We start from the raw sequence: 20,159 nt of genomic DNA on the forward strand, positions 1-20,159 counted from the left end.
GGGGTCAGATGCCGCGCAGGCCGAGCGCCGTGCGCGCCTCCTCGGCCGTCCAGCCGAGGCGCTCGTAATCGCCGCGCCAGTAGACCAGCGCCGCATCGTCGCCGCCGAGCCTGACCTCGCGCACCCGGCCGATGACGATGGCGTGCGAATGCCGCTCGATCAGCTCCTCGACCTCGCAGTCGAGCGCCGCCAGCGCGCCTTCCAGCAGCGGCGCGCCGGTGACGCCTTCCGTCCAGCTCGCCCCGGCATAGCGCGCCTCGCCCTTCTCGCCGGCGCGGCCGGCGAAGCGGTCGGCGATCTGCTTTTGCGTCGCGTTGAGGAAGTTGACGCCGAAGCTGCGACGGCGGGCGAGCACCGGGAAGCTCGACGAGCTCAGATTGAGCCCGAACATCACCGTCGGCGGCTCGGCGGAGAGCGACGCGAGCGAGGTGACTGTCAGGCCGGTGCGGTCCGCACCCTGCCCAGTCGTGATCACGCTGACGCCGCCGGCGAGATGGCGCAGCGCCGCCCGGAAGCTCGGCGCCTCGGCTTGCGCTGACGTAGCTCGATCGAAGGGACGAGATGATGCGGCTATAGGAGTGACGAGCGAGACGACAGTCATGAAGGCCTCGGCTGGCGGGAGGACGCAGCAAGGCGCGCGTCGCCATGAAGCGGCGCTCTGGCCGGATGAGCCGGCATGCTGATGCTGCTGGGGAACGATTGGTCCTGCGGTCAGGCCACAGGACGAGAACTCAGTAACATCGCAACGAGTTGTCGGGATGCTCGAGGCCTAAGCTATCACCTTGTCGCATCGACGTGTCTCCGTATCCGGAGCCCACGAGTTTCTCGTGGCGCTTTTAGCATTGTTGACGCGGTGCAAGCTGCTCCAGCAAATCCCACGACCAAGCGCAGTTGTCAGCGCTCGATACTGATATTCTTCCTGCGAAAACATGCAGGGTCAATGAAATGTCTTTTCAAAGATGCCCCCCGCAGGAGGCGGAAGCGCTCGCCTCCGGCCGCTGGCGCGGCAGGTTTCTGCTCTACCGCCGCTCAGGCCGCAGCGGTGCGGCGCTGGCGGAGCAGCCGCCAGGCCGGCGTCAGCAGGATGGCGGCGCTGAGCACGGCCAGGATGACCGCGATCGGGGTCGAGACCAGCGCCGAGGCGTTGCCGCCGGAGATGGTCAGCGCCAGCCTGAGCTGGCTTTCCACCATCGGCCCGAGCAGCAGGCCGAGGACGATCGGTGCGCTCGGATAGTCGAGCCGCTCCAGCACGTAACCGATCAGCCCGACGCCGAGCAGCACCCAGAGGTCGAACAGCGAGTTGTTGACCGAATAGACGCCGATGGTGACGAAGAGCAGGATCACCGGTGCGAGCACGATGCGCGGCAGACGCAGCACCTGGCCGAAGATGCGCGTCGCCGCCAGGCCGCCGACGATGGCGAGCAGGAAAGACGTCACCAGGAACTGCAGCATGAAGCCGTAGACGATGTCCGGATGCTCGCGAAAGAGCTGCGGGCCAGGCCGCAGGCCATGCACCAAGAGGCCGCCGAGGATGACCGCGGCGACACCGGAGCCGGGAATGCCGAGCGCCAGCGCCGGGATCAGCGAGGCGGCGTTGTCAGCGCCGTTGCCGCATTCGGAGGCGGCGACACCCTCGGGATTGCCATGGCCGAAGGTCTCAGGGCTACGGGCGACGCGCTTGGCCTCGTTATAGGCGAGGAAGGACGACATGCTGCCGCCGGCGCCCGGCAGGATGCCGATGATGATGCCGATGATCGACGAGCGGATCCAAACTGGCGTGAAGAAGCGCCATTGGCTCAGCGCCGAGCCCTGACGGTGCAGCTTGAGCTTGTCACCGCTCATGCCGGTCTTCACCGCTTCCTCGACGATCTGCAGCACCGGCGGCACGGCGAATAGCCCCGTCAGCAGCACGATCGCGCTGAAGCCGTCGAGCAGGTCGAGCTGGCCGAAGGTGAAGCGCTCGGTGCCGTTGGAGATGTCCTGGCCGACGGCGCCGATCAGCAGGCCGATGCCGCAGGCGATCAGGCCCTTTGGCAGGTCGTCGCCGAGCAGCGAGGAGACGGTGGCGAGGCCGAGGATGCCGAGCCAGAAATACTCGGTCGGACCGAACAGCAGGCTGAACGAGACCAGAGGGGGTGAGAGCAGGATCAGCGAGATCGAGGATAGTACGGAGCCGATCACGCCCGAGAGAAGCGCGACCTGCAGCGCATAGGCCGCCTGCCCCTTCTGGGTCATCTTGTAGCCGTCGAGCACGGTCGCGACCGAGGCCGGGGTACCCGGCACGCGCATCAGGATCGCGGGAATAGCGCCGCCATAGGAGCCGCCATTGTACATGCCGGCCATCATACCCAGCGCGAACATCGGATCGAGCCCGAAGGTCAGCGGGATCAGCACGGCGAGGCCCGTGACGACGGTCAGGCCGGGCAGGCAGCCGACCACGAGGCCGGCGATCAGGCCAATGAACATGGCGAGGACGTTCATCGGGGCGAAGACGAGCGGGATGGCGTGCAGCAGCGCGTCGATCATCTGAGCTTCGCCAGCAGGGGTGAGAGGAGATCTTCCGGGATCGGGCGGCCGAGCGCGTAGACGAAGATCAAGAGGATCGAGACGACGCAGACGATCCCGACCACGGCCGCGAGCCCCCAGCGCCGGAAACCCACCGCCGCCGGCAGGAATATGCAGAGCGCCAGGCTCGGCAGGATGAAGCCGATCAGGCTCACCGCAGCGAAATAGGCGACGAGCGCCGCGATGCCGATGGCGAGGCGCGGACCGTGCTCTGCGAAGGCGCCGGGAGTCGGCTTGCTGCGAAGCCGGCGCAGGACCTCGCGCGCCGCGATCCACAGGCCGAGCACCGCCATGCCGGAAGCGATCGCGACCGGATAGGCGGCGCTCTCGACCGGATAGCTCGACGCCGTCGCGATGACCGCGAGCGAGACCGCGACGAGGACGAGCGCGAAGACGATCTCGACCGGGCTGCGCGAGCGACCCTCGGGCGCAGCCGGCGCGGCGGCGTCCGTCACTTCCACGGCGTCGCCTTCCAGGTCGCCTCGAGATCGGTGGTGGCGCGGTCGAGGAAGGCCTTGAAGTCGCCGGAGGCGAGATATTGCAACGGAATCTCGGCCTTCTTGGCAGCGTCGAGATATTCGGGATCCTTCAGCGCCTGGTCGATCGCCTTCTCCAGCTTGGCGACGACTTCGGCCGGCACACCCTTGGGCGCGGCAATGCCGCGCGAGGCCCCGACGACGACATCGTAGCCGGCCTCGCGGAAGGTTGGCGCCTCCGGCAGGTAGGCGGAGCGCTCAGCACTCATCACGCCGATCACCTTGATATTGCCCTCGCGGGCGATCTGAAGCGCCTCGGATAGGTTCATCGTCGCGGCCGGGACATGGCCACCGAGCACGGCCTGACGGACCGGGGCGGTGCCGCCGAAGAAGGCCGGGGTGAACTTGGTGCCGGCGAGGCGCTGGAAGTTCAGCAAAGCAATATGCTCGGAGGAGCCGCTGGCGCCGGAGGTGCCGATCACGAGCGGCGTCGAGGCCTTCTTCGCGGCGTCGATCAGATCCTTCAGCGAGCCATATGAGCTGGTCTTCGGCACGACCAGAACGCCGGGATCGTAGACGAGATTGGCGATCGGCTGCAGGTCGCCCATCTTGAACTTGGTCTTGCCCTCGACGACCAGCGCATTGATCGCCGGGGCGTTGATGAAGCCGATCGTATAACCGTCGGGCTTGCCTTGGGCGACCGCGGTCCAGCCGATCTCGCCGCCAGCCCCGGGCTTGTTGATCACGCCGATGCGGGCATTGCCGCCGAGATATTTCTCCATGTAGCGGGCGATCGAGCGGGCGGCGACGTCGGTGCCGCCGCCGGGCGCGAAGGCGACGATCATCTCGATCGGCTTCTCCGGATACTCGGCGCGGGCGGCGCCGGTCGTGAGGAGCGTCGCCGCGAGGACTGCAGAGATCGACAGATGCTTGATCATCGAGGCGCTCCTTCAGGAGGTGGAAACGGTGAGGTCGGCAGGCATGGCGTCGGCATCGGTCCATTCGTCGCCGAGCAGTTCGGGCGTGTCATAGGCAACGAGCGAGCGGTAATGCGCCTCGCGGTCGGCGACGAAGAGGGCGCGGGCAATGCCGCGGCCGAGCCGGTCGGCGCCGGCGCTGACGGCCGGAATATCGCCGGACAGCTTTCCGTGGCTCAGCATCGCCGGATAGTTGAAGCAGTGGATCCGCGCCAGCGCCGGGCAACTTCCGGGCTGCTTCTCCTGGAACTCGAAGGACGGGCCGAGATCCGGCGCGCTTTCCAGCTCGGCATTGTCGATCCCTTCGGGAACGTAACGATCCTTCCAGAAGCGGATGAAGGGCGCGACGGCGGCGAGTTCCGGCCGCTCGCCGAGATCGACCGAGAAGCCGGTGGCGAAAATCAGGAAGTCGAGGATGTAGGTGCCCTTCGGCGTCGTCAGCGCCAGCGCGCCGTCACGCTCCTGCAAGTCGAGGATCGGGCTGCCGAGATGGAAGCGGGCATTGGCATGGCGTGAGACGCGCGAGGTCGAGTCGCGCGGCGGCGGCGTCTGCGCCTTCAATGCGTAGTCGAAGAAGCGCCATTTCCAGTCATCCGGCAGGCCGGCGACGCCGTGGACGACGCCCTGGCTGCCGATGCCGGTGAACTTGTTGATGCGCGGCAACTCCTTGCGGCGGATGAACAGGTCGAGGCCGGCGACACCGTGCTCCAGCGCCGTCGCGGCATTGTCCATGGCCGAGGCCCCGGCGCCGACCACGCCGACACGCTTGCCTCTCAAGGCGGTGAAATCGATGTCGTCGGCGCTGTGCGCCCAGAAGCGGCGATCGACAGCCTCGGCGATCGGCGGCACCCAGGGCGCGCCGAGCCCGTCGCGGCCCGTGGCGAGGACGAGATGGCGGGCAAAGATGGTGCGGGAACCCTTGGCATCCGAGACCGTCAGCGCCAGCAGATCGCCCTGCTGCATGACTGCGTCGACCGACACGCCGTTCTCGACCGGCAGATTCAGCACCTTCCGGTACCAGACGAGATAGTCCATCCACATCGGTCGCGGAATCTTGCCCAGCGCCTCCCAGGCGGTACGGCCATGTTGCGCTTCGTACCAGGCCCTGAAGGTCAAAGCGGGCAGGCCGAGCGCCGGGCCGGTGAGCTGCTTCGGCGAACGCAGCGTTTCCATCCGCGCATAGGTCACCCAGGGCCCTTCGCGGCCGGCGGGGGCGCGGTCGAGCAGCACGATGTTCGAGAGGCCGAGCCCCTTCAGCGCCCCGGCGGCGGCGAGGCCGCACATGCCGGCGCCGACGATCACGACGTCACGGACGCGCTGGCCCTCATACTCACGCGGCGGCACCCAGTCCTTGGCCGGCCATTCCAGCCACTCCAGATCCTGGCGCAGGCGCTGCTCCAGCGCCGGCAGGCCGGTCGGGACGGGAGAGACCGCGTTCATGCCGCGCCCCGGATCGGCTTGGGGCCGAACAGGTCGGCCATCAGGCGCTCGCGCGCGGTCGGCGGGTGCTTGACGAAACCGGGCAAAGTCTCGCGCGAGATCGCTTCCAACGCCGCGATCAGCCCGTCGACCAGCGGCGTCGCCGGGCGGCCATAGGGCGTCACCACGCCCCAGAGGAAGGAGATGGGCACGTCGAGCTTGCGGATTGCGACACCATCGAGCGGCATGCCGTAGGCGATCACCGGCTCGAGGATGGCGATGCCGAGCCCGGCGCGTGCCGCCATCAGCGCGGTGTTCGAGGTGTTGGCGTCGAGGAGACCGGCGGGCCGAACTCCGGCCCGCTCCAGCGCCGCATCGACGCGCCGGCGCCAGCGGAAAGGGTTGGCCATGGCGATCAACCGGCGGCCGGCGACCGCGGCGAGCGGGATCGTCTCCGCCTCCGCCAATGGATCGTCGGCGCGCACGGCGACGACGCAGGGCGCCTCGCCGATCCAGTGCAGTTCGAGGGCGGGATGATCGACCGGCAGGCTGGTGACGCCGATCTCGGCGACATGGGTCGCAACCGACTGCACGACCTGCTCGGCCAAGGCTGCGCGGATATGGACCTGCCCGGGCAGGGCGTACTCACCGAGGCGCGCCAGAGCGGCGGGCAGCATGCCGGCAGCGAAGGAGGCGATCGAGGCGATTTCCAGGGAACGCGGCTTGTCGGCAGCGATCGCGTCGGCGCGCTCGCGCAATTGCCGGAGCCAGGCGATCACCGGCTCAACCTCCTGATGGAAGCGCAGGCCCTGTTCGGTCGGCGTCACCCGCGGCCCGGCGCGGTGCAGCACGCTGAAGCCGAGCGTCTCTTCCAGCTCCTGGATCTGCCGGGTCAGCGCCGGCTGCGAGCGGCCAAGCAGCTTTGCGCCGCCGGTGATGCTGCCGGCGGAGAAGACTGCGGCAAAGGCTTCGAGCTGGCGTAGGTCCATGCGTTCACGGGCTGGATCATTATTCCTAAATCGGATGATAGATACTCCTTGATGCCGGTCAAGCATGAAGCATAGGCTGGCGGCGATCGCTTCGCAGGCAGCCTGGGAGAGAATGCGGATGAGCAGCCCCCATCTCATCGAAACCCTGTCCGGCGCGGGCTCAAGCCTCGCCGGAGTGCTGGCCGAGCGGGCCGAAATCCTCGGCCTCAGCCAGGCGGCGCATGACGCCGTGCTGCTGCCGCGCGAGCCCGGCGGCATCAGCCATGCCGAGCGAGCCGCGCTCGCCGTCCGCATGGCGCGCGCCAACGCCGATGGCATTCTCGCCGAGCACTATCAGGGTCTGCTCCGCCAGGCCGGCGAGAGCCCTGCCCTGCTCGCCATCGCCGTGGGCGCCGGTCCCGTTGCGGGTAGCGACACGCGGCTGCGCGCGATCACCCGCCATGTCGACCTGGTGACGCTCTCGCCCAAGGACGCGACCAAGGCCGACATCGCCGCGCTCAAGGCTGCCGGCCTGTCCGAACCCGACATCGTCCGGCTCGCCGAATTGATCGCCTTCGTGAACTACCAGGCTCGCGTCATCGCCGGCTTGAGGCTGCTGGGAGCCATCGCATGAGCACCGTCGTCCACGAATTCACCGCCAAGGTCCCGCGCTGGTCCCCCTATGTCACGCCGGTCGTTCTCGCCGAGGCGACGCCGGAGCAACTCGACGCCATGCAGGTGACGCCGTCGAACAAGAAGATCTCGGATTACGTCCTGACGCTGGCGCATGATCCGGAATCGCTGAAGGTGCGCTCGCCTTTGTTCAACGCGATCATGTACGGCAAGGGCGGGTTGTCCTCGGCCGAACGCGAGCTCGGCGCCACCGCCGCCTCGATCGTCAATCGATGCGTCTACTGTGCTGCGGTCCACGCCTCGCGCTTCAACGCCCTGACCAAGCGCAGCGACGTGATCGATGAGATTTTTGCCAAAGGGCTCGACGCCGAGCTGGAGGAACATCAGCAGGCGATCTTCGATTTTGCCGCGAAGCTGTCGAAGACACCGTCGGAGGCCACGGCCGACGACATCGAAAAGCTCGCAGATCTCGGGCTGTCGAAGGTCGAGATCCTCGACCTCATCCTCTCCGCCGCGATCTTCGGCTGGGCCAACCGGCTGATGCACACGCTCGGCGAGCCGGTCAGAGACTGATCGCCTCAACCCTCGCGCAGCTGGCGGTGCAGCTCCTCCGGCGAGATCCCCGCGAGCCCGAGCACTGGCAAAAGATCGTTCTCGACCCGGAAATCCCGGGCGCAGATCGCGTCGAACAAGGCGATGCCGGCCTTGTGCAGCGGCATATCGATGCCGGCGACAGCCCCGAGCAATTCGAGCGGCACGAGGCCGAAGGGCACGTCCTCGGTGATGAAGCGCGTGTCGAGCGACTTTGGCCCGAGCAGTTCCGGCCGCTTGCGATAGACCTCGGCCGCCATCTCGCCGACCGGGGCAGGCTCGACCCCGAAGGAGAGCCGGTAATGATCCTGCACACTGCGGACCTCGAGCCCGAAGCTGCGCGCCAGCGTCAGGCGCTCGACATCCATGGCGTCGATGATCCGCCCGACGCCCGGCGTGATCGAGCCGTAGTTCGGCCAGTCCTCGCCCTTCTCGGCCCGGGTCAGGTTGCCGAGCATGGTCGCCATATGGGCCGGCGGGTTGAGATTGCTCAGCATGATCGCGAGCAGACCCGGGCGCGGCTCGAAGCGATCCCCAAAAAGAGCGCAGCAGAGCGCAAGCCCGGCCTCGGCATGGCGCCGCGGCAAGGTCGCGACATCGAGCCGGGCGCGAATGCCTGATATATGGACGCTGCGCGGGCCGCTCTTGCGCGCGGTCAGCGCCGTCGTCGCCCAGGCGGCGATCGGCAAATCGAGCCCGCGCGCCGCCAACAGGCGATACAGGTAGAGTGCAGCGAAGGAGCAATGCGCGCTGACGATCACCGCCTGCCCGGCGCGCAGATGCGGAGCCAGAGCGTCGAAGACCGCCCGGAAGCCGTTGGCCTGCACTGCGACGATGACAGCCTCAGCCCCCTCCACCGCCTCGGCGCAGTCGCGGGCGAGCGCGAGCGGGAAAGTCTCCTCAAGCTTGCCGGTGACTGACAATTCCGCCCCATCAGCAAAGTTCTTCAGAGCCACGCCGCTGGGCGACCACAGCACCGGCTGGTGGCCCTGCGAGCTCAGATAGGCGGCATAACCGCGCCCGATGCCACCCGAGCCGATGATCGCGACGCGCATGAAGGATGTCCTGTTCTCGTGATCGCCAAGCTATCGGCCTTCCACGCCAGCGTAGCGAACCGATGGCCGCGGATTTAGTGCGGCTTGCCCCGAGACCGCAAGCCGAACAGGCCTCCGGAAAGGCGCAAGGCAAGCAGCCGGACCCGCTCAAAATTCGCCGGTTGACAGTTTTGCAATCGATTACATAATCACTTTCGAAGTGGCTCCGTAGAATGAGCCACGTTTGGGAGGAGTGCCGATCATGCGTATCAGCATCGTCGATTCACCGGTATTCTTCGACAACGCAACCGCGTTGCGGCTGCGCTGACCGCGGCGCGAAGACCCGGCCATGGTCCAGATCGGCTTCAACCTGCTGACGGTCGGCGGCTTCATCGACGAAGCGCACCTGCCCTTGTGCGAGCGCATCCGCGAGATCGGCTATGACGGGGTCGAAATCCCGGTCTTCGAGGGCGATGTCGGCCATTATGAGAAGCTCGGCCGCCGGCTCGACGCGATCGGCCTCGCGCGCACAATCGTCACCATCGTCGCCGAGGACACTAACCCGCTCTCGCCCGACCAGGCCATCCGCCAGAAGGCACGCGAGCGCCATCGCTGGGCGGTGGACTGTGCCGCGGCACTCGGCGCGACCGTCATTGCCGGTCCCTATCATTCGCCAGTCGGCGTCTTCACCGGCGGAGGCCCGCGCGAGGACGAGCTCGCTTATCTCGCCGAGGCGCTGCATGCCATGGCGAACTGCGCCGCCAAGGCCGGAATCGCGCTCTCGCTGGAGGCGATCAACCGCTTCGAATGCTACGCGCTGAACACGATGGAGGCGGCGAGCGCGCTTAAGGCGAAGGTCGGGCATCCGAACTTCGGGTACATGTACGACACCTTCCACGCCAATATCGAGGAGCGCGATCCCGTCGGCGCCTACAGCCGCTACGCGTCCGAGATCAACCATATCCATCTCTCCGAGAACGATCGCGGCATCGTCGGGCGCGGCCATGTGCCGTGGGCCGAAACATTCCGCGCCATCCACGCTACCGGCTATGATAGCTGGCTGACGGTCGAGGCCTTTGGCCGGGCCCTGCCCTCGCTGGCGGCGGCGACGCGGGTCTGGCGCGACCTGTTTCCCGATCTCGACACGCTCCTCACCGAGAGCCACGATTTCATCCGGCGCGGCTGGACACAGGCGGGGGCGGCATGAGCGCCGCCACGCCGGTCCTGTCGATGCGCGGCATCGGCAAGAGCTTCACCGGCGTGCGGGCGCTCGACGATGTCAGCCTCGACTGCCGGGCCGGCGAGGTCCACGCCATCTGCGGCGAGAACGGCGCTGGCAAGTCGACGCTGATGAAGGTGCTCGGCGGTGTCTATCGTCCCGACGAGGGCGAGATCCTGATCGGCGGGCAGCCCGTCGCCTTCCGGCACCCGGTCGAGGCGCGCCGGGCCGGGATCAGCATCATCCACCAGGAGCTCAGCCTGCTGCCCGAGCGCAGCGTCGCCGACAACATCTTCCTCGGCCTGGAGCCGGTCCGCGGCTTCCTGCTCGACCGCGCCGCGATGCAGGACGGCGCGCGCAGGCTGCTGGACCGCGTCGGCGCCAGGGTTCACCCCGACGCTCTGGTGAAATTATTGTCGATCGCCGAGCAGCAGCTGGTCGAGATCGCCAAGGCGCTGGCGCTCGATGCGCAGATCATCGTCATGGACGAGCCGACCGCGGCGCTCGACGAGCGCGACGCCGGCCGGCTGCTCGAACTGGTCGGGACGCTCAGGCGCGAGGGCGCGGCGATCCTCTACATCTCGCACCGCATGGCCGAGCTGAAGGCGATCGCCGACCGCATCACCGTGCTGAAGGACGGCAAGCTGGTCGCGACACGCCCGGCCGCAGCGCTGACGCCGGCGATGATCGTCAGGCTTATGGTCGGGCGCGACCTCGCCGACTTCTTTCCGCCTCCGGGCGATCCCGCCAAGCTCGGCCCGGTCGTGTTGTCAGTGCAGGGCGGGAGCAATGCCGTCCTCTCCGACATCGCTCTCGACCTGCGTGCCGGCGAGATCGTCGGCGTCGCCGGGCTCGAAGGCTCCGGCAAGGGCGTCCTTGGACGAGCCCTCTTCGGCGACGAGCCCTTCACGCGGGGCCGCATGTCTATCGACGGGCATGATGGGCTGATCGGCACGCCGCGGGCGGCCATCGCAGCAGGGATCGGCTTCCTCTCCGATGATCGCAAGAAGGAAGGTATCGCCCCGCAGCAATCGCTGCGCGACAACGTCCTGATGACCCTGCGTGCCTTTGCGCGGCGCCTGCTGCCGCCGAGCTCCGGAGACATGGCCCGTGCCGCCGCCGACCGGCAGTTGACCAAAGTCGATGTCAGGGCAGCCGGCTTCGCGCAGGAAATTCGCGAGCTCTCCGGCGGCAACCAGCAGAAGGTCGTGATCGGCCGCTGGCTGGCGCGCGACCCCAAGGTGCTGATCTTCCTCGAGCCGACCCGCGGCATCGACGTCGCCGCCAAGGCGGCGATCTACCAGTTGATGCGCGGCCTCGCCGATCGCGGCCGCGCCATCCTCATGATCTCCTCCGATTTGCCGGAGATCATCGGCGTCAGCGACCGCATCCTCGTCATGCATGAGGGCCGCATCGCCGGCGAGCTGGAGCGCGGCGCCAGCGAGGAAGACGTGATGCACCTCGCGCTGGGCACCGGGACGACGGAGGCCGCGGCATGAGCGCCAGCGCCGACATCGCCACCGCTCGCCCGGCGCGCGACCTGCCGGTGGCGCCGCTGCTCTTCGCCGGCTCGCTCGCGCTCTATGTCGTGACCGCGCTCGCGACCGGGCAACATGCCTACCTCACCGGCGAGGGCTTCGTCGGCCTGACCCAGCGCATGGTCGGCCTCGGCATTGTCGCGCTCGGGCAGACGCTGACCATCCTGGTCGGCTCGATCGATCTCTCCGTCGCCAACCTGATCAGCGTCGCCGCCGTGCTCGCCTCCTTCATCATGAAGGGCGAGCCGGCGATGATCGCCCCCGCCGTGCTGGCGGTGCTGGCACTCTCGGCGGCAGTCGGCCTCGTCAACGGGTTGATCATCGCCCGGCTCGACGTCAATCCGCTGATCGCAACGCTCGGCGTCGGGCTGATCCTGCAAGGGCTGCTTTCGGCGAGTTTCAGCAATTTCGCAGGCTCGGTTCCAGCAGCATTCCAGGCCTTCGCCTATGGCCGGATCGGACCGCTGCCATGGTCGGTGCTGCTGCTGTTCGTGCTGGCCTTCGCGATCTGGCAGCTGCTGAGCCGGACGCGCTTCGGCGCGCATCTCTACGCCACCGGCGGCAATCGCGACGGCGCCCGCCTCGCCGGCATCCGCACCGAGCGCGTGATGATCGGCGCGCACATCCTGTGCTCACTGATGGCCGGTTTGACCGGGCTCTATCTCGCCAGCCGCCTGCGCGCCGGCGCGCCCTGGGTCGGCCGCGACGGCGTCTATGACCTTGAATCCATCGCGGTCGTGGTGATCGGCGGCACCTTGCTCGCCGGCGGACGCGGCGGGGTCTGGGGCACGCTCGCCGGTGTCTTCCTGTTCGCCACGCTCGACGCCGTCTTCAACATGACCGGCATCGACGCCTTCCCCAAGCAGGTGCTGCGCGGCGCCATCGTCATCCTCGCCGTTGCCGTCTACGCGGTGCGAAGCCGGGGGCATGTCGCATGAGCGCCGTGGCCAGCCATAACGCCCCCTCGGCGGCCCTGCGCTTCGCGCGCGGTGTCAATGTCGGCCTCGCCGTCTTCCTGGTGCTCTACGGCACGATCGCCGTGCTGCAGCCCGGCTATTTCGAGGTCGAGGGCTTCCTCAATTTCCTGCGCCGGGCGGCGCCATTGATCATCCTCGCCTGCGGCCAGCTCTTCGTCATCGCCGGCGGCGGCTTCGACCTGTCGATGGGCTCGCTGGTGACGCTGACCGTGCTCGGCGGCTCGATGCTGGCCGGCGGCAATCCCGACAACACCTGGTGGACGATCGGCGTGCTCTATCTGATCGGGCTGGGCGTCGGCCTCATCAACGGCCTCGTCGTCACCCTGCTCAAGGTGCCCTCGATTATCGCGACGCTCGGCATGCTGCTTTCGCTCAACGGCGCGGCGCTGATGTGGTCGGGCGGGGCGCCGCGCGGCTATCTGCCCGAGAATTTCCGGGCGCTCGGCCGCCTCGTCTATCGCGACGTACCGCTGACCGGGATCATGCCGCTCTCGGTGCTCATCCTGATCGGCTTCGTCGGGATAGCCGCCTGGCTGCTGCATGCCACCGTCTTCGGCCGGCAGGTGCTGGCGGTCGGCGACAATCCGCGTGCGGCCGAGCTTGCCGGCGTGCCGGTCGGCGCGACGCGGGTGCTGGTCTTCGTCATCTCGGCGCTGTCCGCAGTGACGGCGGGCATACTGCTCGGCGGTTTTGCCGGGGTCTCGACCGCGGTCGGACAGGGGCTCGAACTGCAGGCGATCGCCGCCTGCGTCATAGGCGGGGCGCAATTGCTCGGCGGGCGCGCCAGCGTGACCGGCGCCGTCGCCGGAGCGCTCAGCCTGTTCGCCCTGTTCACGCTGCTCAACCTGATGGGCCTGCCGCAGCCGCTGCGCGAGACCGTGCAGGGCCTGATCCTGATCGCCGCTGTGGCGTCGAGCGCCTGGCGCATGCGGCGCGCCTGAGACTTCAGAGTTTTCGGAGGCGTGATCCCACGTTCTCCGCCAGAGGCCGCCGGCAAGGCGGCGCGACAGAGGGAGGTGACAATGAAGACGCAGATCGGTTTGACGGCGCTGCTGGCGGCACTGTCGACGGGCGCCATCGCCCAGAACTTCAACGATCCCGCCGAGTTCGAGCGGCAGAAGGCTCTGCTGACGGTCGCCGCGCAGGGACCGGACGGCAAGCCCTGGGAGCAGAACCTCGGCGGCGAGAAGGTCGACACCGCCAAGTACAAGAAGCCCGGCCCCTACAAGCTCTGCTTCTCCAATGCCGGCGTGAACAATCCCTGGCGCGTCGTCGGCTTCACCAACATGCAGGCTGAGGTCGACGCCAACAAGGCCGACATCGCCTCGTTCACCCATGCCGACGCCGAGGGCAAGGACGACAAGCAGATCTCGGACATCAACGCCTTCGTCAACAGCGGCCAGTGCGACGCGCTGATCGTCTCGCCCAACACCACCGCGGCGCTGACCCCGGCGGTCGAGGCCGCCGCCAAGAAGCTGCCGGTCGTGGTCTTCGACCGCGGCGTCGACAGCAAGGCGCCGGTCACCTTCATCAATCCGATCGGCGGCTACGGCTTCGGCATCCAGGGCGCGAGCTTCATCGCCGAGAAGATCCCGGCCGGCGGCTCGGTGCTGGCGCTGCGCATCCTGCCGGGCGTCGACGTGCTGGAGAACCGCTGGGCCGCGGCCGAGCGCATCTTCAAGGAGAAGGGCATCAAGGTCGTCGGCGCCGAATTCACCAATGGCGACAACGCCAAGACCAAGGCGATCGTCGAGGACTACCTCAACCGCTTCGGCAAGATCGACGGCGTCTGGATGGACGCCGGGGCGACCGCGGTCGCCGCGCTCGAGGCCTTCGAGGATGCCGGCAAGCCCTATCCGGTGATCAACGGCGAGGACCAGCAGGACTTCCTGCAGAAGTGGAAGAAGAACAAGCTCACCGCGATCGCACCGACCTATCCGACCTATCAGTGGCGCACCCCGGTGATCGCAGCGATCCGCATCCTCAAGGGCGAGCCGGTCGTGGGCCCGACCTGGAAGCTGCCGCAGCCGGCGATCACGGCCGAGAACCTCGACAAGTTCGTCAACGACAAGATGCCGCCGCTGCACTACGCACTCTGCGGCTGCGAGCAGATGGCGAATTATCCGGCCCGCTGGGGCGGCAAGTAACGCAACAAGTAACGACGCCGGTGGGCACCCGCATGGTACGGGCGCCCACCCCTGCCCTACTGGCAGCGATTGCGCCATGATGGGCGTCCTGCCTCCTCCTGCCGATTCGCTGCCGCTTTTCCAGAACACCTGCCTTGCAAGACGCAACCCCAGCCGCACCGACCATTGCCGAAGTCGCGCGCCTCGCCGGTGTCTCGACGGCGACGGTGTCGCGCGCGCTGGCACAGCCGGAGAAGGTCAAGGCCCGGACCCGCGAGCGGGTGCTGGAGGCGGTCGCGGCGACCGGCTTCATCCCCAACGCCCAGGCCCGCAACCTGCGCCTGCAGGCGACGCGCACCGTGATCCTTTTGGTGCGCGAAATCAGCAACCCGTTCTATCTCGAGATCTACAAAGGTGTCGAAGAGGCAGCGATCGATGCCGGCTACAAGGTGCTGATGGGCGATGCCCGCGATGATGACGAGCGTATCCTGCGCTATGTCGACATGGTCCGGGAACGCCACGCCGACGGACTGATCCTCATGGTCGGCCGCTTTCCGGAGGCGCTCGCCGCCCGCGGCCGGCTGCCGCCGATCGTGGTCGCGCTGGAGATGCTGCCGGGGCTCAACCTGCCGACGGTCAAGGTCGACAATTACGCCGCGGCGCGCGCCGCGGTCGCTCATCTCGCAAGGCTCGGCCATCGCCGCATCGCCCATATCGCGGGGCCGATGCCAGACCCGATGAGCCTCGACCGTCGCGACGGCTATCTCGCCGGCCTCGCCGATGCCGGCATTCCGGCCGATCCTGGTCTCGTCGTCGAGGGCGATTTCGGCCTCGCCGCCGGCCGCGCCGCGATCCGCACGCTCGATGCGAGGGGCGCCAGCTACACCGCCGTCTTCGCCGCCAGCGACCAGATGGCGGTCGGCGCCATGGGCGAATTGCGTGCCCGCGGCCGAAACGTGCCCGACGAGGTCTCGGTCGTCGGCTTCGACGACATCGTGCTGGCCGAGGCGGTCGAGCCGCAGCTCACCACGGTACACCAGCCACGCCGCGAGATCGGCCAAGCGGCGATGGCGCTGCTGATCGAACAGCTGTCGGGGCGCGGCGGTCACCGCGACCTCGTGCTGCCGACGCGGCTGGTCGAGCGCGCCTCGGCGGCCGCGCCGCCCAAGCGAACTGATCGGCCCGAATAAGCTCAGGCCGCAGCGGCCGTCGCGCGCCGTGCCATGGCGGCGCAAACCGCCTTTTCCAGATCAGCCTGCCAGAATGGCTTGTTCAGGCGCAGGACGCCCGGCCTGGCACCGGCCGGCAGGTCAGCATAGCCGGTGGCAAGTATCACCGGCAGGGCCGGCCAGCGCTCGCCGACCTCCGCGATCAGCTGGGCGCCGGTCATCTGCGGCATGGCGTGGTCGGTGATCAGCAGGTCGATGGTTTCGCCACCTTCCAGAGCCGCCAGCGCCTCCTGACCCGAGCTAGCCTCGATGACCCTGTGGCCGAGATCCTCGAGCAGAGCCGTGGTGTTCATCAGCACGAGCGCATCGTCGTCGACCGCCAGAACGGTGAGCGGTCGCGGCGCCATGTCGGCCTCGGTCCTTGGCTCGACTGGCCTTGGCGCAGGTTCGGCTGCAATGGCTGCCGTCGCCGCCGGCAGCCAGATCTCCACCGTGGTCCCTTGGCCGAGGCGGCTGTCGAGCTGCAAGCGGCCGCCGAGCTGTTCGGCCATGCCGTGCACCATCGAGAGACCGAGACCTGTTCCCTTCCCGATCCCTTTGGTGGTGAAGAAGGGTTCGGTCGCCTGCGCGAGCGTTTTGGCATCCATGCCGCTGCCGGTGTCGGCAACCGACAGGCGAATGTAGTCCCCCGCCGGCAAGCCGGTACGGTGCCCGCGGCCGACAGCTTCGTTGCCGGCCCGGATGCGCAAGGTTCCGCCATCGGGCATGGCGTCGCGAGCATTGACGGCAAGATTGAGCACCGCGGTTTCGAGCTGGTTGGGGTCGGCTGCTGCCATGGCGAGATCGGCAGGGAAATCCGTCGCGATCCGGATCAGCGGCCCCAGCGAGCGCTGCAGCAGATCGCCCATCTCGGCGACGAGCACGTCGACCGCCACGGGCTGCAATGCGAGATCCTGCTTGCGGGCGAAGGAGAGCATGCGCTGCGTCAGCGAGATGCCCCGGCTCGCCCCCTTGATCGCATTGTCGATGAGGTTGAGCTGGCGCTCGTCGCCGATCTGGCGCCGCACCAGTTCGAGGCTGCCCAGGACAGCCGTGAGCAGGTTGTTGAAGTCATGCGCCACGCCACCGGTGAGCTGGCCGAGCGCCTCGATCTTCTGCGCCTGGAACAGCGCCTCGCGGGCCGCGTCCAGCTCGGCCTGGACCTTCTGGCGCTCGGTCAGGTCGCGCGTGACCTTGGCGAAGCCGATGATCTCGCCGGCATCGCCGAGAATCGGATCGATGACGATGCTCGCCCAGAAGATCTCGCCATTCTTGCGGACGCGCCATCCCTCCTTCTCAAGGCTGCCATTCTCGATCGCGGCCTGGAGCGCCTTTTGCGGTTCGCCGCTCTCGCGATCCTCGGGCGTATAGAACAGCGAGAAGTGCCGGCCGATGATCTCCTCCGGTGCATAGCCCTTGATCCGCTCTGCACCGACATTCCAGTTGGTGACGATGCCATCGGCATCGAGCATGTAGATCGCGTAGTCCGTCACGCCCTGCACCAGCAGGCGGAACTTCTCCTCAGAGCGCCGCAGCGCCTCATCGGCCTGGCGCCGCTCGGTCAGGTCGCGCGTGACCTTGGCGTAGCCGAGTACCCGGCCGCTCGCCGGATTGAGGATCGGATCGATGACAGCATTGGCCCAGAAGCGCGTCCCGTCCTTGCGGACGCGCCAGCCCTCGCTCTCGAAGCGCCCCATTTCGGCGGCCTGGCTCAAGGCGCGTTCCGGCAAGCCGGCAGCCCGGTCCTCCTCGGTGTAGAAGCGCGAGAAGGACTGCCCGATGATCTCGTGATCCTCGTAGCCCTTGAAGCGGCGCGCGCCCGGGTTCCAGCTGATCACCGTCCCCTGCGGATCGAGCATGTAGATCGCGTAGTCCGTGACGGACTCCACCAGCAATCGATAACGCTCGGCGGTCACCGGACCTTCCGTAGTCTGAAGCACGTTTGGGACCTTGGCATGTGACATGTCGAACGCGCTGAACGCGGCGCTGCGCAAAAGGTTCCCGATGGGACAAAGAAAAATTGACCTTGGGTCAACGAGACGGCTTGGGTGAGACCAGAATCGCGCCCGAGGCGGCGACGACAAGCACCAGTCCAAGCCAATCGCTCGCCGCCGGACGCTCGCCGAGCAGGAGCACCGACCCCAGCGCCCCAACGGCCGGAACCATGAGGGTTCCGAGGCTGGCGATCCCGGCCGGGAGCCTCGCGATCACGGTGAACCAGAGGAAATAGGCGAGCGCCTGCGCGCCGAAGATGTGGAAGGTGAGCGCCGCCGCGACCGGCGACGACAACGCCTTCGGAATCGGCACGCCTTCGAAGATCAGCATGCCGATGCCCGCCGCGCCGCCGCCGATCAGCAATTGCCAGGCGGCGATCGTCAGTGTCGGGGCCGCAACCGGCCAGCGCTTGGTGACGATGGTGCCGAGCGCCCAGCTCAGGCTCGCGAGCAAGGCGAGTGCAAGTCCCGCTGACAGTTGCCCGACCTTGATCAGTGGCAGGCCGAGGCAGAGCAACCCGGCGATGCCGAGCCCCAGACCGATCAGGCGCGGCCGATCGAAGCGCTCGCCCAGAACGGCCCAGGCCATCAGCGTCGCCCAGACCGGCATGGTGAAGGTCAGGATCGCGGCACGCGAGGTCGGCGCCATCAACTGCGCGAAGGCGAGCAGGATGTTGAAGGCGGCGATCGAGAGGATGCCGGCGACGATCAACCTCAGCCAGTGCGCCGCCGGCACCTTGAGGCTGATGCCGCGCGCCAAAGCAACCGCGACCAGAGCGAGGCCGGCGAAGGTCATGCCGCCGGCCCGCAAGGTCCAGGGCGCGATCTCGGTCAGCGAAATCCGGACCGCCGGCCAGTTGAAACCCCAGAGCAGTCCGAGCAGCGGGACGAGCAGGAGCGAGCGGGCGGGCACGGTCGGCATGAGCGGACTATGCGTGAGGGCGAGCCAGTGCCGTCATGTCATTTCGAGGGAGGCTCGATGCACGGCAGGCGCGCATCAAGTCCCCATCAGCCCTCGATCGGCTCCACTCCGCACCATTCGGCGACGAAGAGCGCCATGGTGCCGGTGATGCGCTTCAGCGAGGCCAGGCTGACGCGCTCGTCGAAGGCGTGGATGTTCTGCGAGATCGGCCCGTAGCAGAGCGCCGGCACCTTGTCGTAGAGGGCGTAGACGCGGGTATCGAGATAGCCGGGGGTCATGAAGCTCTTCAGCGCCCTGCCGGTCGAGGCCTTGTGGGCATTGCCGAGCACGGCCTCGGCCTCGCTGCCGGGCTCCAGCACATAGCCCTCCGACCAGAAGCCGTTGAAGACGACCTTGGGCGGGTTGTTGGAGAGGAACGTATCGGAGCGCGCGAAGGCCAGCACCTTGGCCTCGATGCGCTTGCCGAGCTCTTCGGCCGACATGCCGGGATAAAGCCCGATGCGGCAGTCGACCCTGCACCAGCACGGCACCGAGGAGGCCCAGTCACCGCCCTCGATCTTGCCGATGTTCAGGTTGATCGGATGGGCGATGTCCTCGAAATGCTTCCGGCCATGCTTCTCGCGATTGAGCGCGGCTTCGAGCTCGCGCAGCGCCCCGATGACACGGTAGGCCGCGTCGATCGCGTTCGCCCCGGCCGCCATCTCGCGCACATGCATCGGCACGCCGCGGACCTCGAACTGGAACCAGAGCACGCCGGTATTGGCCCGGACCAGCATCTCCTCTTCCGGCTCGGGGATGAGCACGGCATCAGCCTCATAGCCGCGCAAATGCGTCATCAGAGCGCCGTTTCCGGTCGATTCCTCCTCGACCACCGACTGCACATAGACGGTTCCCGCCGGCTGCAGGCCGATGCGCCGGAGCGCATCGAGACAATAGAGATTGGCAGCACCGCCAGCCTTCATGTCGGCGCCGCCGCGGCCATAGAGCCAGTCGCCCTCGATCACGGGATCGAAGGGCGGATGCGTCCAGAGTTCGGCCGGGCCGGTCGGCACCACATCGACATGGGACTGCAGGATCAGCGAGCGCCCCTTCTCCTCGCGCGGATGATGGATGCCGACGACGATCGGCGCCTCGGAATGCGTATCCGAGAACGGCGCGCCGCCGGGATGCCGGCCGATCGCCTCGCGATCCATGGCGAAGCGGTCCATGGTGAAGCCGCGCTGCTTCAGGGCGCGGAAGATGAAATCCTGGATGGTGTGCTCGTCGCCGCGCGTCGAGGGAAAGCGGATCATCTCCTGGGTGAAGGCGATCTGCTCGGCAAAGCCCGCTTCGACGGAGCTAAGGATGCGGTCACGCAGGGCGGGATCGAGCGGCATGGCTGGGGTCTCCGATAAGAAATCTCAGCCCTCATCCTGAGGAGCCAGCGCAGCTGGCGTCTCGAAGGATCGTCCAGGAGGCTCGGGAACCAGCTGGAGCATCCTTCGAGACAGCCCTGCGGGCCTCCTCAGGATG

The 20,159-nt window shown here is 67.7% G+C and carries 18 protein-coding genes; 8 read left to right on the plus strand and 10 right to left on the minus strand.

Annotated elements, in window-relative coordinates; genetic code table 11:
- Positions 1-4: 4 nt before the first annotated feature.
- The 6 genes from ACQKLX_RS22595 to ACQKLX_RS22620 all read right to left on the minus strand — a co-directional run bounded on the left by ACQKLX_RS22595 (position 5) and on the right by ACQKLX_RS22620 (position 6,426).
- Positions 5-601, minus strand: coding sequence for a flavin reductase family protein (locus ACQKLX_RS22595; protein ID WP_427363806.1), 597 nt, complete (start codon positions 599-601; stop codon positions 5-7).
- A 428-nt stretch (positions 602-1,029) separates the two neighbouring features.
- The gene (locus ACQKLX_RS22600; protein WP_427363807.1) at positions 1,030-2,526 is read right to left on the minus strand and encodes a tripartite tricarboxylate transporter permease; all 1,497 of its coding nucleotides are present in this window, start codon (positions 2,524-2,526) and stop codon (positions 1,030-1,032) included.
- Positions 2,523-3,026, minus strand: a complete 504-nt coding sequence (locus ACQKLX_RS22605; RefSeq protein WP_427363808.1) for a tripartite tricarboxylate transporter TctB family protein — start codon at positions 3,024-3,026, stop codon at positions 2,523-2,525. Before ACQKLX_RS22605 ends, ACQKLX_RS22600 begins: the two co-directional genes overlap by 4 nt.
- Complete coding sequence (locus ACQKLX_RS22610) at positions 3,017-3,979, minus strand: Bug family tripartite tricarboxylate transporter substrate binding protein (RefSeq protein WP_427363809.1); 963 nt, start codon at positions 3,977-3,979, stop codon at positions 3,017-3,019. Before ACQKLX_RS22610 ends, ACQKLX_RS22605 begins: the two co-directional genes overlap by 10 nt.
- Positions 3,980-3,991: 12 nt before the next feature.
- Positions 3,992-5,458 (minus strand): NAD(P)-binding domain-containing protein, encoded by a 1,467-nt coding sequence (locus ACQKLX_RS22615; protein WP_427363810.1) that lies wholly within the window; start codon positions 5,456-5,458, stop codon positions 3,992-3,994.
- Entirely contained in the window at positions 5,455-6,426 is a 972-nt protein-coding gene (locus ACQKLX_RS22620) for a LysR family transcriptional regulator (protein ID WP_427363811.1), read from the minus strand. The genes ACQKLX_RS22615 and ACQKLX_RS22620 overlap by 4 nt, the downstream gene beginning before the upstream one ends.
- 118 nt (positions 6,427-6,544) lie before the next feature.
- On the opposite strand from ACQKLX_RS22620, the gene ACQKLX_RS22625 reads away from it, so the two are divergent.
- A complete protein-coding gene (locus ACQKLX_RS22625; RefSeq protein WP_427363812.1) occupies positions 6,545-7,039 on the plus strand; it encodes a CMD domain-containing protein in 495 nt (164 codons plus the stop codon).
- Positions 7,036-7,611, plus strand: coding sequence for a peroxidase-related enzyme (locus ACQKLX_RS22630; protein ID WP_427363813.1), 576 nt, complete (start codon positions 7,036-7,038; stop codon positions 7,609-7,611). Before ACQKLX_RS22625 ends, ACQKLX_RS22630 begins: the two co-directional genes overlap by 4 nt.
- Positions 7,612-7,616: 5 nt before the next feature.
- Here the strand turns inward: ACQKLX_RS22630 and ACQKLX_RS22635 are convergent, their stop codons facing one another.
- Positions 7,617-8,684 carry an NAD/NADP octopine/nopaline dehydrogenase family protein gene (locus ACQKLX_RS22635; protein WP_427363814.1) on the minus strand — a complete coding sequence of 356 codons (1,068 nt, stop codon included), beginning with the start codon at positions 8,682-8,684 and terminating at the stop codon, positions 7,617-7,619.
- A gap of 328 nt (positions 8,685-9,012) precedes the next feature.
- Between ACQKLX_RS22635 and ACQKLX_RS22640 the strand changes: the two genes are divergently transcribed.
- From ACQKLX_RS22640 to ACQKLX_RS22665, 6 genes are all read left to right on the plus strand, one after another.
- On the plus strand, positions 9,013-9,870 hold the full coding sequence (locus ACQKLX_RS22640; protein WP_427363815.1) for a sugar phosphate isomerase/epimerase family protein: 858 nt from the start codon (positions 9,013-9,015) through the stop codon (positions 9,868-9,870).
- Complete coding sequence (locus ACQKLX_RS22645) at positions 9,867-11,381, plus strand: sugar ABC transporter ATP-binding protein (RefSeq protein WP_427363816.1); 1,515 nt, start codon at positions 9,867-9,869, stop codon at positions 11,379-11,381. Before ACQKLX_RS22640 ends, ACQKLX_RS22645 begins: the two co-directional genes overlap by 4 nt.
- The gene (locus tag ACQKLX_RS22650; RefSeq protein ID WP_427363817.1) at positions 11,378-12,358 is read left to right on the plus strand and encodes an ABC transporter permease; all 981 of its coding nucleotides are present in this window, start codon (positions 11,378-11,380) and stop codon (positions 12,356-12,358) included. The genes ACQKLX_RS22645 and ACQKLX_RS22650 overlap by 4 nt, the downstream gene beginning before the upstream one ends.
- Positions 12,355-13,338 (plus strand): ABC transporter permease, encoded by a 984-nt coding sequence (locus ACQKLX_RS22655; protein ID WP_427363818.1) that lies wholly within the window; start codon positions 12,355-12,357, stop codon positions 13,336-13,338. Before ACQKLX_RS22650 ends, ACQKLX_RS22655 begins: the two co-directional genes overlap by 4 nt.
- A gap of 81 nt (positions 13,339-13,419) precedes the next feature.
- Positions 13,420-14,544, plus strand: a complete 1,125-nt coding sequence (locus tag ACQKLX_RS22660) for a substrate-binding domain-containing protein (RefSeq protein WP_427363819.1) — start codon at positions 13,420-13,422, stop codon at positions 14,542-14,544.
- A gap of 134 nt (positions 14,545-14,678) precedes the next feature.
- Positions 14,679-15,713 (plus strand): LacI family DNA-binding transcriptional regulator, encoded by a 1,035-nt coding sequence (locus tag ACQKLX_RS22665; protein ID WP_427363820.1) that lies wholly within the window; start codon positions 14,679-14,681, stop codon positions 15,711-15,713.
- Between the two features lie 2 nt (positions 15,714-15,715).
- Here ACQKLX_RS22665 and ACQKLX_RS22670 read toward each other — a convergent pair whose 3' ends face one another.
- From ACQKLX_RS22670 to ACQKLX_RS22680, 3 genes are all read right to left on the minus strand, one after another.
- Positions 15,716-17,695, minus strand: coding sequence for a hybrid sensor histidine kinase/response regulator (locus ACQKLX_RS22670; protein ID WP_427363821.1), 1,980 nt, complete (start codon positions 17,693-17,695; stop codon positions 15,716-15,718).
- 67 nt (positions 17,696-17,762) lie between these two features.
- The gene (locus ACQKLX_RS22675; RefSeq protein ID WP_427363822.1) at positions 17,763-18,647 is read right to left on the minus strand and encodes a DMT family transporter; all 885 of its coding nucleotides are present in this window, start codon (positions 18,645-18,647) and stop codon (positions 17,763-17,765) included.
- A gap of 86 nt (positions 18,648-18,733) precedes the next feature.
- On the minus strand, positions 18,734-20,023 hold the full coding sequence (locus tag ACQKLX_RS22680; protein ID WP_427363823.1) for an ArgE/DapE family deacylase: 1,290 nt from the start codon (positions 20,021-20,023) through the stop codon (positions 18,734-18,736).
- Positions 20,024-20,159 lie beyond the last annotated feature (136 nt).

Source organism: Allobosea sp. NPDC003192 (genome assembly GCF_050275675.1).
Taxonomy (GTDB): Bacteria; Pseudomonadota; Alphaproteobacteria; order Rhizobiales; family Beijerinckiaceae; genus Allobosea.

Coding starts and splice junctions, on each gene's coding strand:
- ACQKLX_RS22595 (WP_427363806.1), bottom strand. CDS start 601: ATGACTGTCGTCTCGCTCGTCACTCCTATAGCCGCATCATCTCGTCCC.
- ACQKLX_RS22645 (WP_427363816.1), top strand. CDS start 9,867: ATGAGCGCCGCCACGCCGGTCCTGTCGATGCGCGGCATCGGCAAGAGC.
- ACQKLX_RS22670 (WP_427363821.1), bottom strand. CDS start 17,695: ATGTCACATGCCAAGGTCCCAAACGTGCTTCAGACTACGGAAGGTCCG.
- ACQKLX_RS22635 (WP_427363814.1), bottom strand. CDS start 8,684: ATGCGCGTCGCGATCATCGGCTCGGGTGGCATCGGGCGCGGTTATGCC.
- ACQKLX_RS22630 (WP_427363813.1), top strand. CDS start 7,036: ATGAGCACCGTCGTCCACGAATTCACCGCCAAGGTCCCGCGCTGGTCC.
- ACQKLX_RS22625 (WP_427363812.1), top strand. CDS start 6,545: ATGAGCAGCCCCCATCTCATCGAAACCCTGTCCGGCGCGGGCTCAAGC.
- ACQKLX_RS22660 (WP_427363819.1), top strand. CDS start 13,420: ATGAAGACGCAGATCGGTTTGACGGCGCTGCTGGCGGCACTGTCGACG.
- ACQKLX_RS22610 (WP_427363809.1), bottom strand. CDS start 3,979: ATGATCAAGCATCTGTCGATCTCTGCAGTCCTCGCGGCGACGCTCCTC.
- ACQKLX_RS22650 (WP_427363817.1), top strand. CDS start 11,378: ATGAGCGCCAGCGCCGACATCGCCACCGCTCGCCCGGCGCGCGACCTG.
- ACQKLX_RS22675 (WP_427363822.1), bottom strand. CDS start 18,647: ATGCCGACCGTGCCCGCCCGCTCGCTCCTGCTCGTCCCGCTGCTCGGA.
- ACQKLX_RS22615 (WP_427363810.1), bottom strand. CDS start 5,458: ATGAACGCGGTCTCTCCCGTCCCGACCGGCCTGCCGGCGCTGGAGCAG.
- ACQKLX_RS22600 (WP_427363807.1), bottom strand. CDS start 2,526: ATGATCGACGCGCTGCTGCACGCCATCCCGCTCGTCTTCGCCCCGATG.
- ACQKLX_RS22680 (WP_427363823.1), bottom strand. CDS start 20,023: ATGCCGCTCGATCCCGCCCTGCGTGACCGCATCCTTAGCTCCGTCGAA.
- ACQKLX_RS22620 (WP_427363811.1), bottom strand. CDS start 6,426: ATGGACCTACGCCAGCTCGAAGCCTTTGCCGCAGTCTTCTCCGCCGGC.
- ACQKLX_RS22655 (WP_427363818.1), top strand. CDS start 12,355: ATGAGCGCCGTGGCCAGCCATAACGCCCCCTCGGCGGCCCTGCGCTTC.
- ACQKLX_RS22640 (WP_427363815.1), top strand. CDS start 9,013: ATGGTCCAGATCGGCTTCAACCTGCTGACGGTCGGCGGCTTCATCGAC.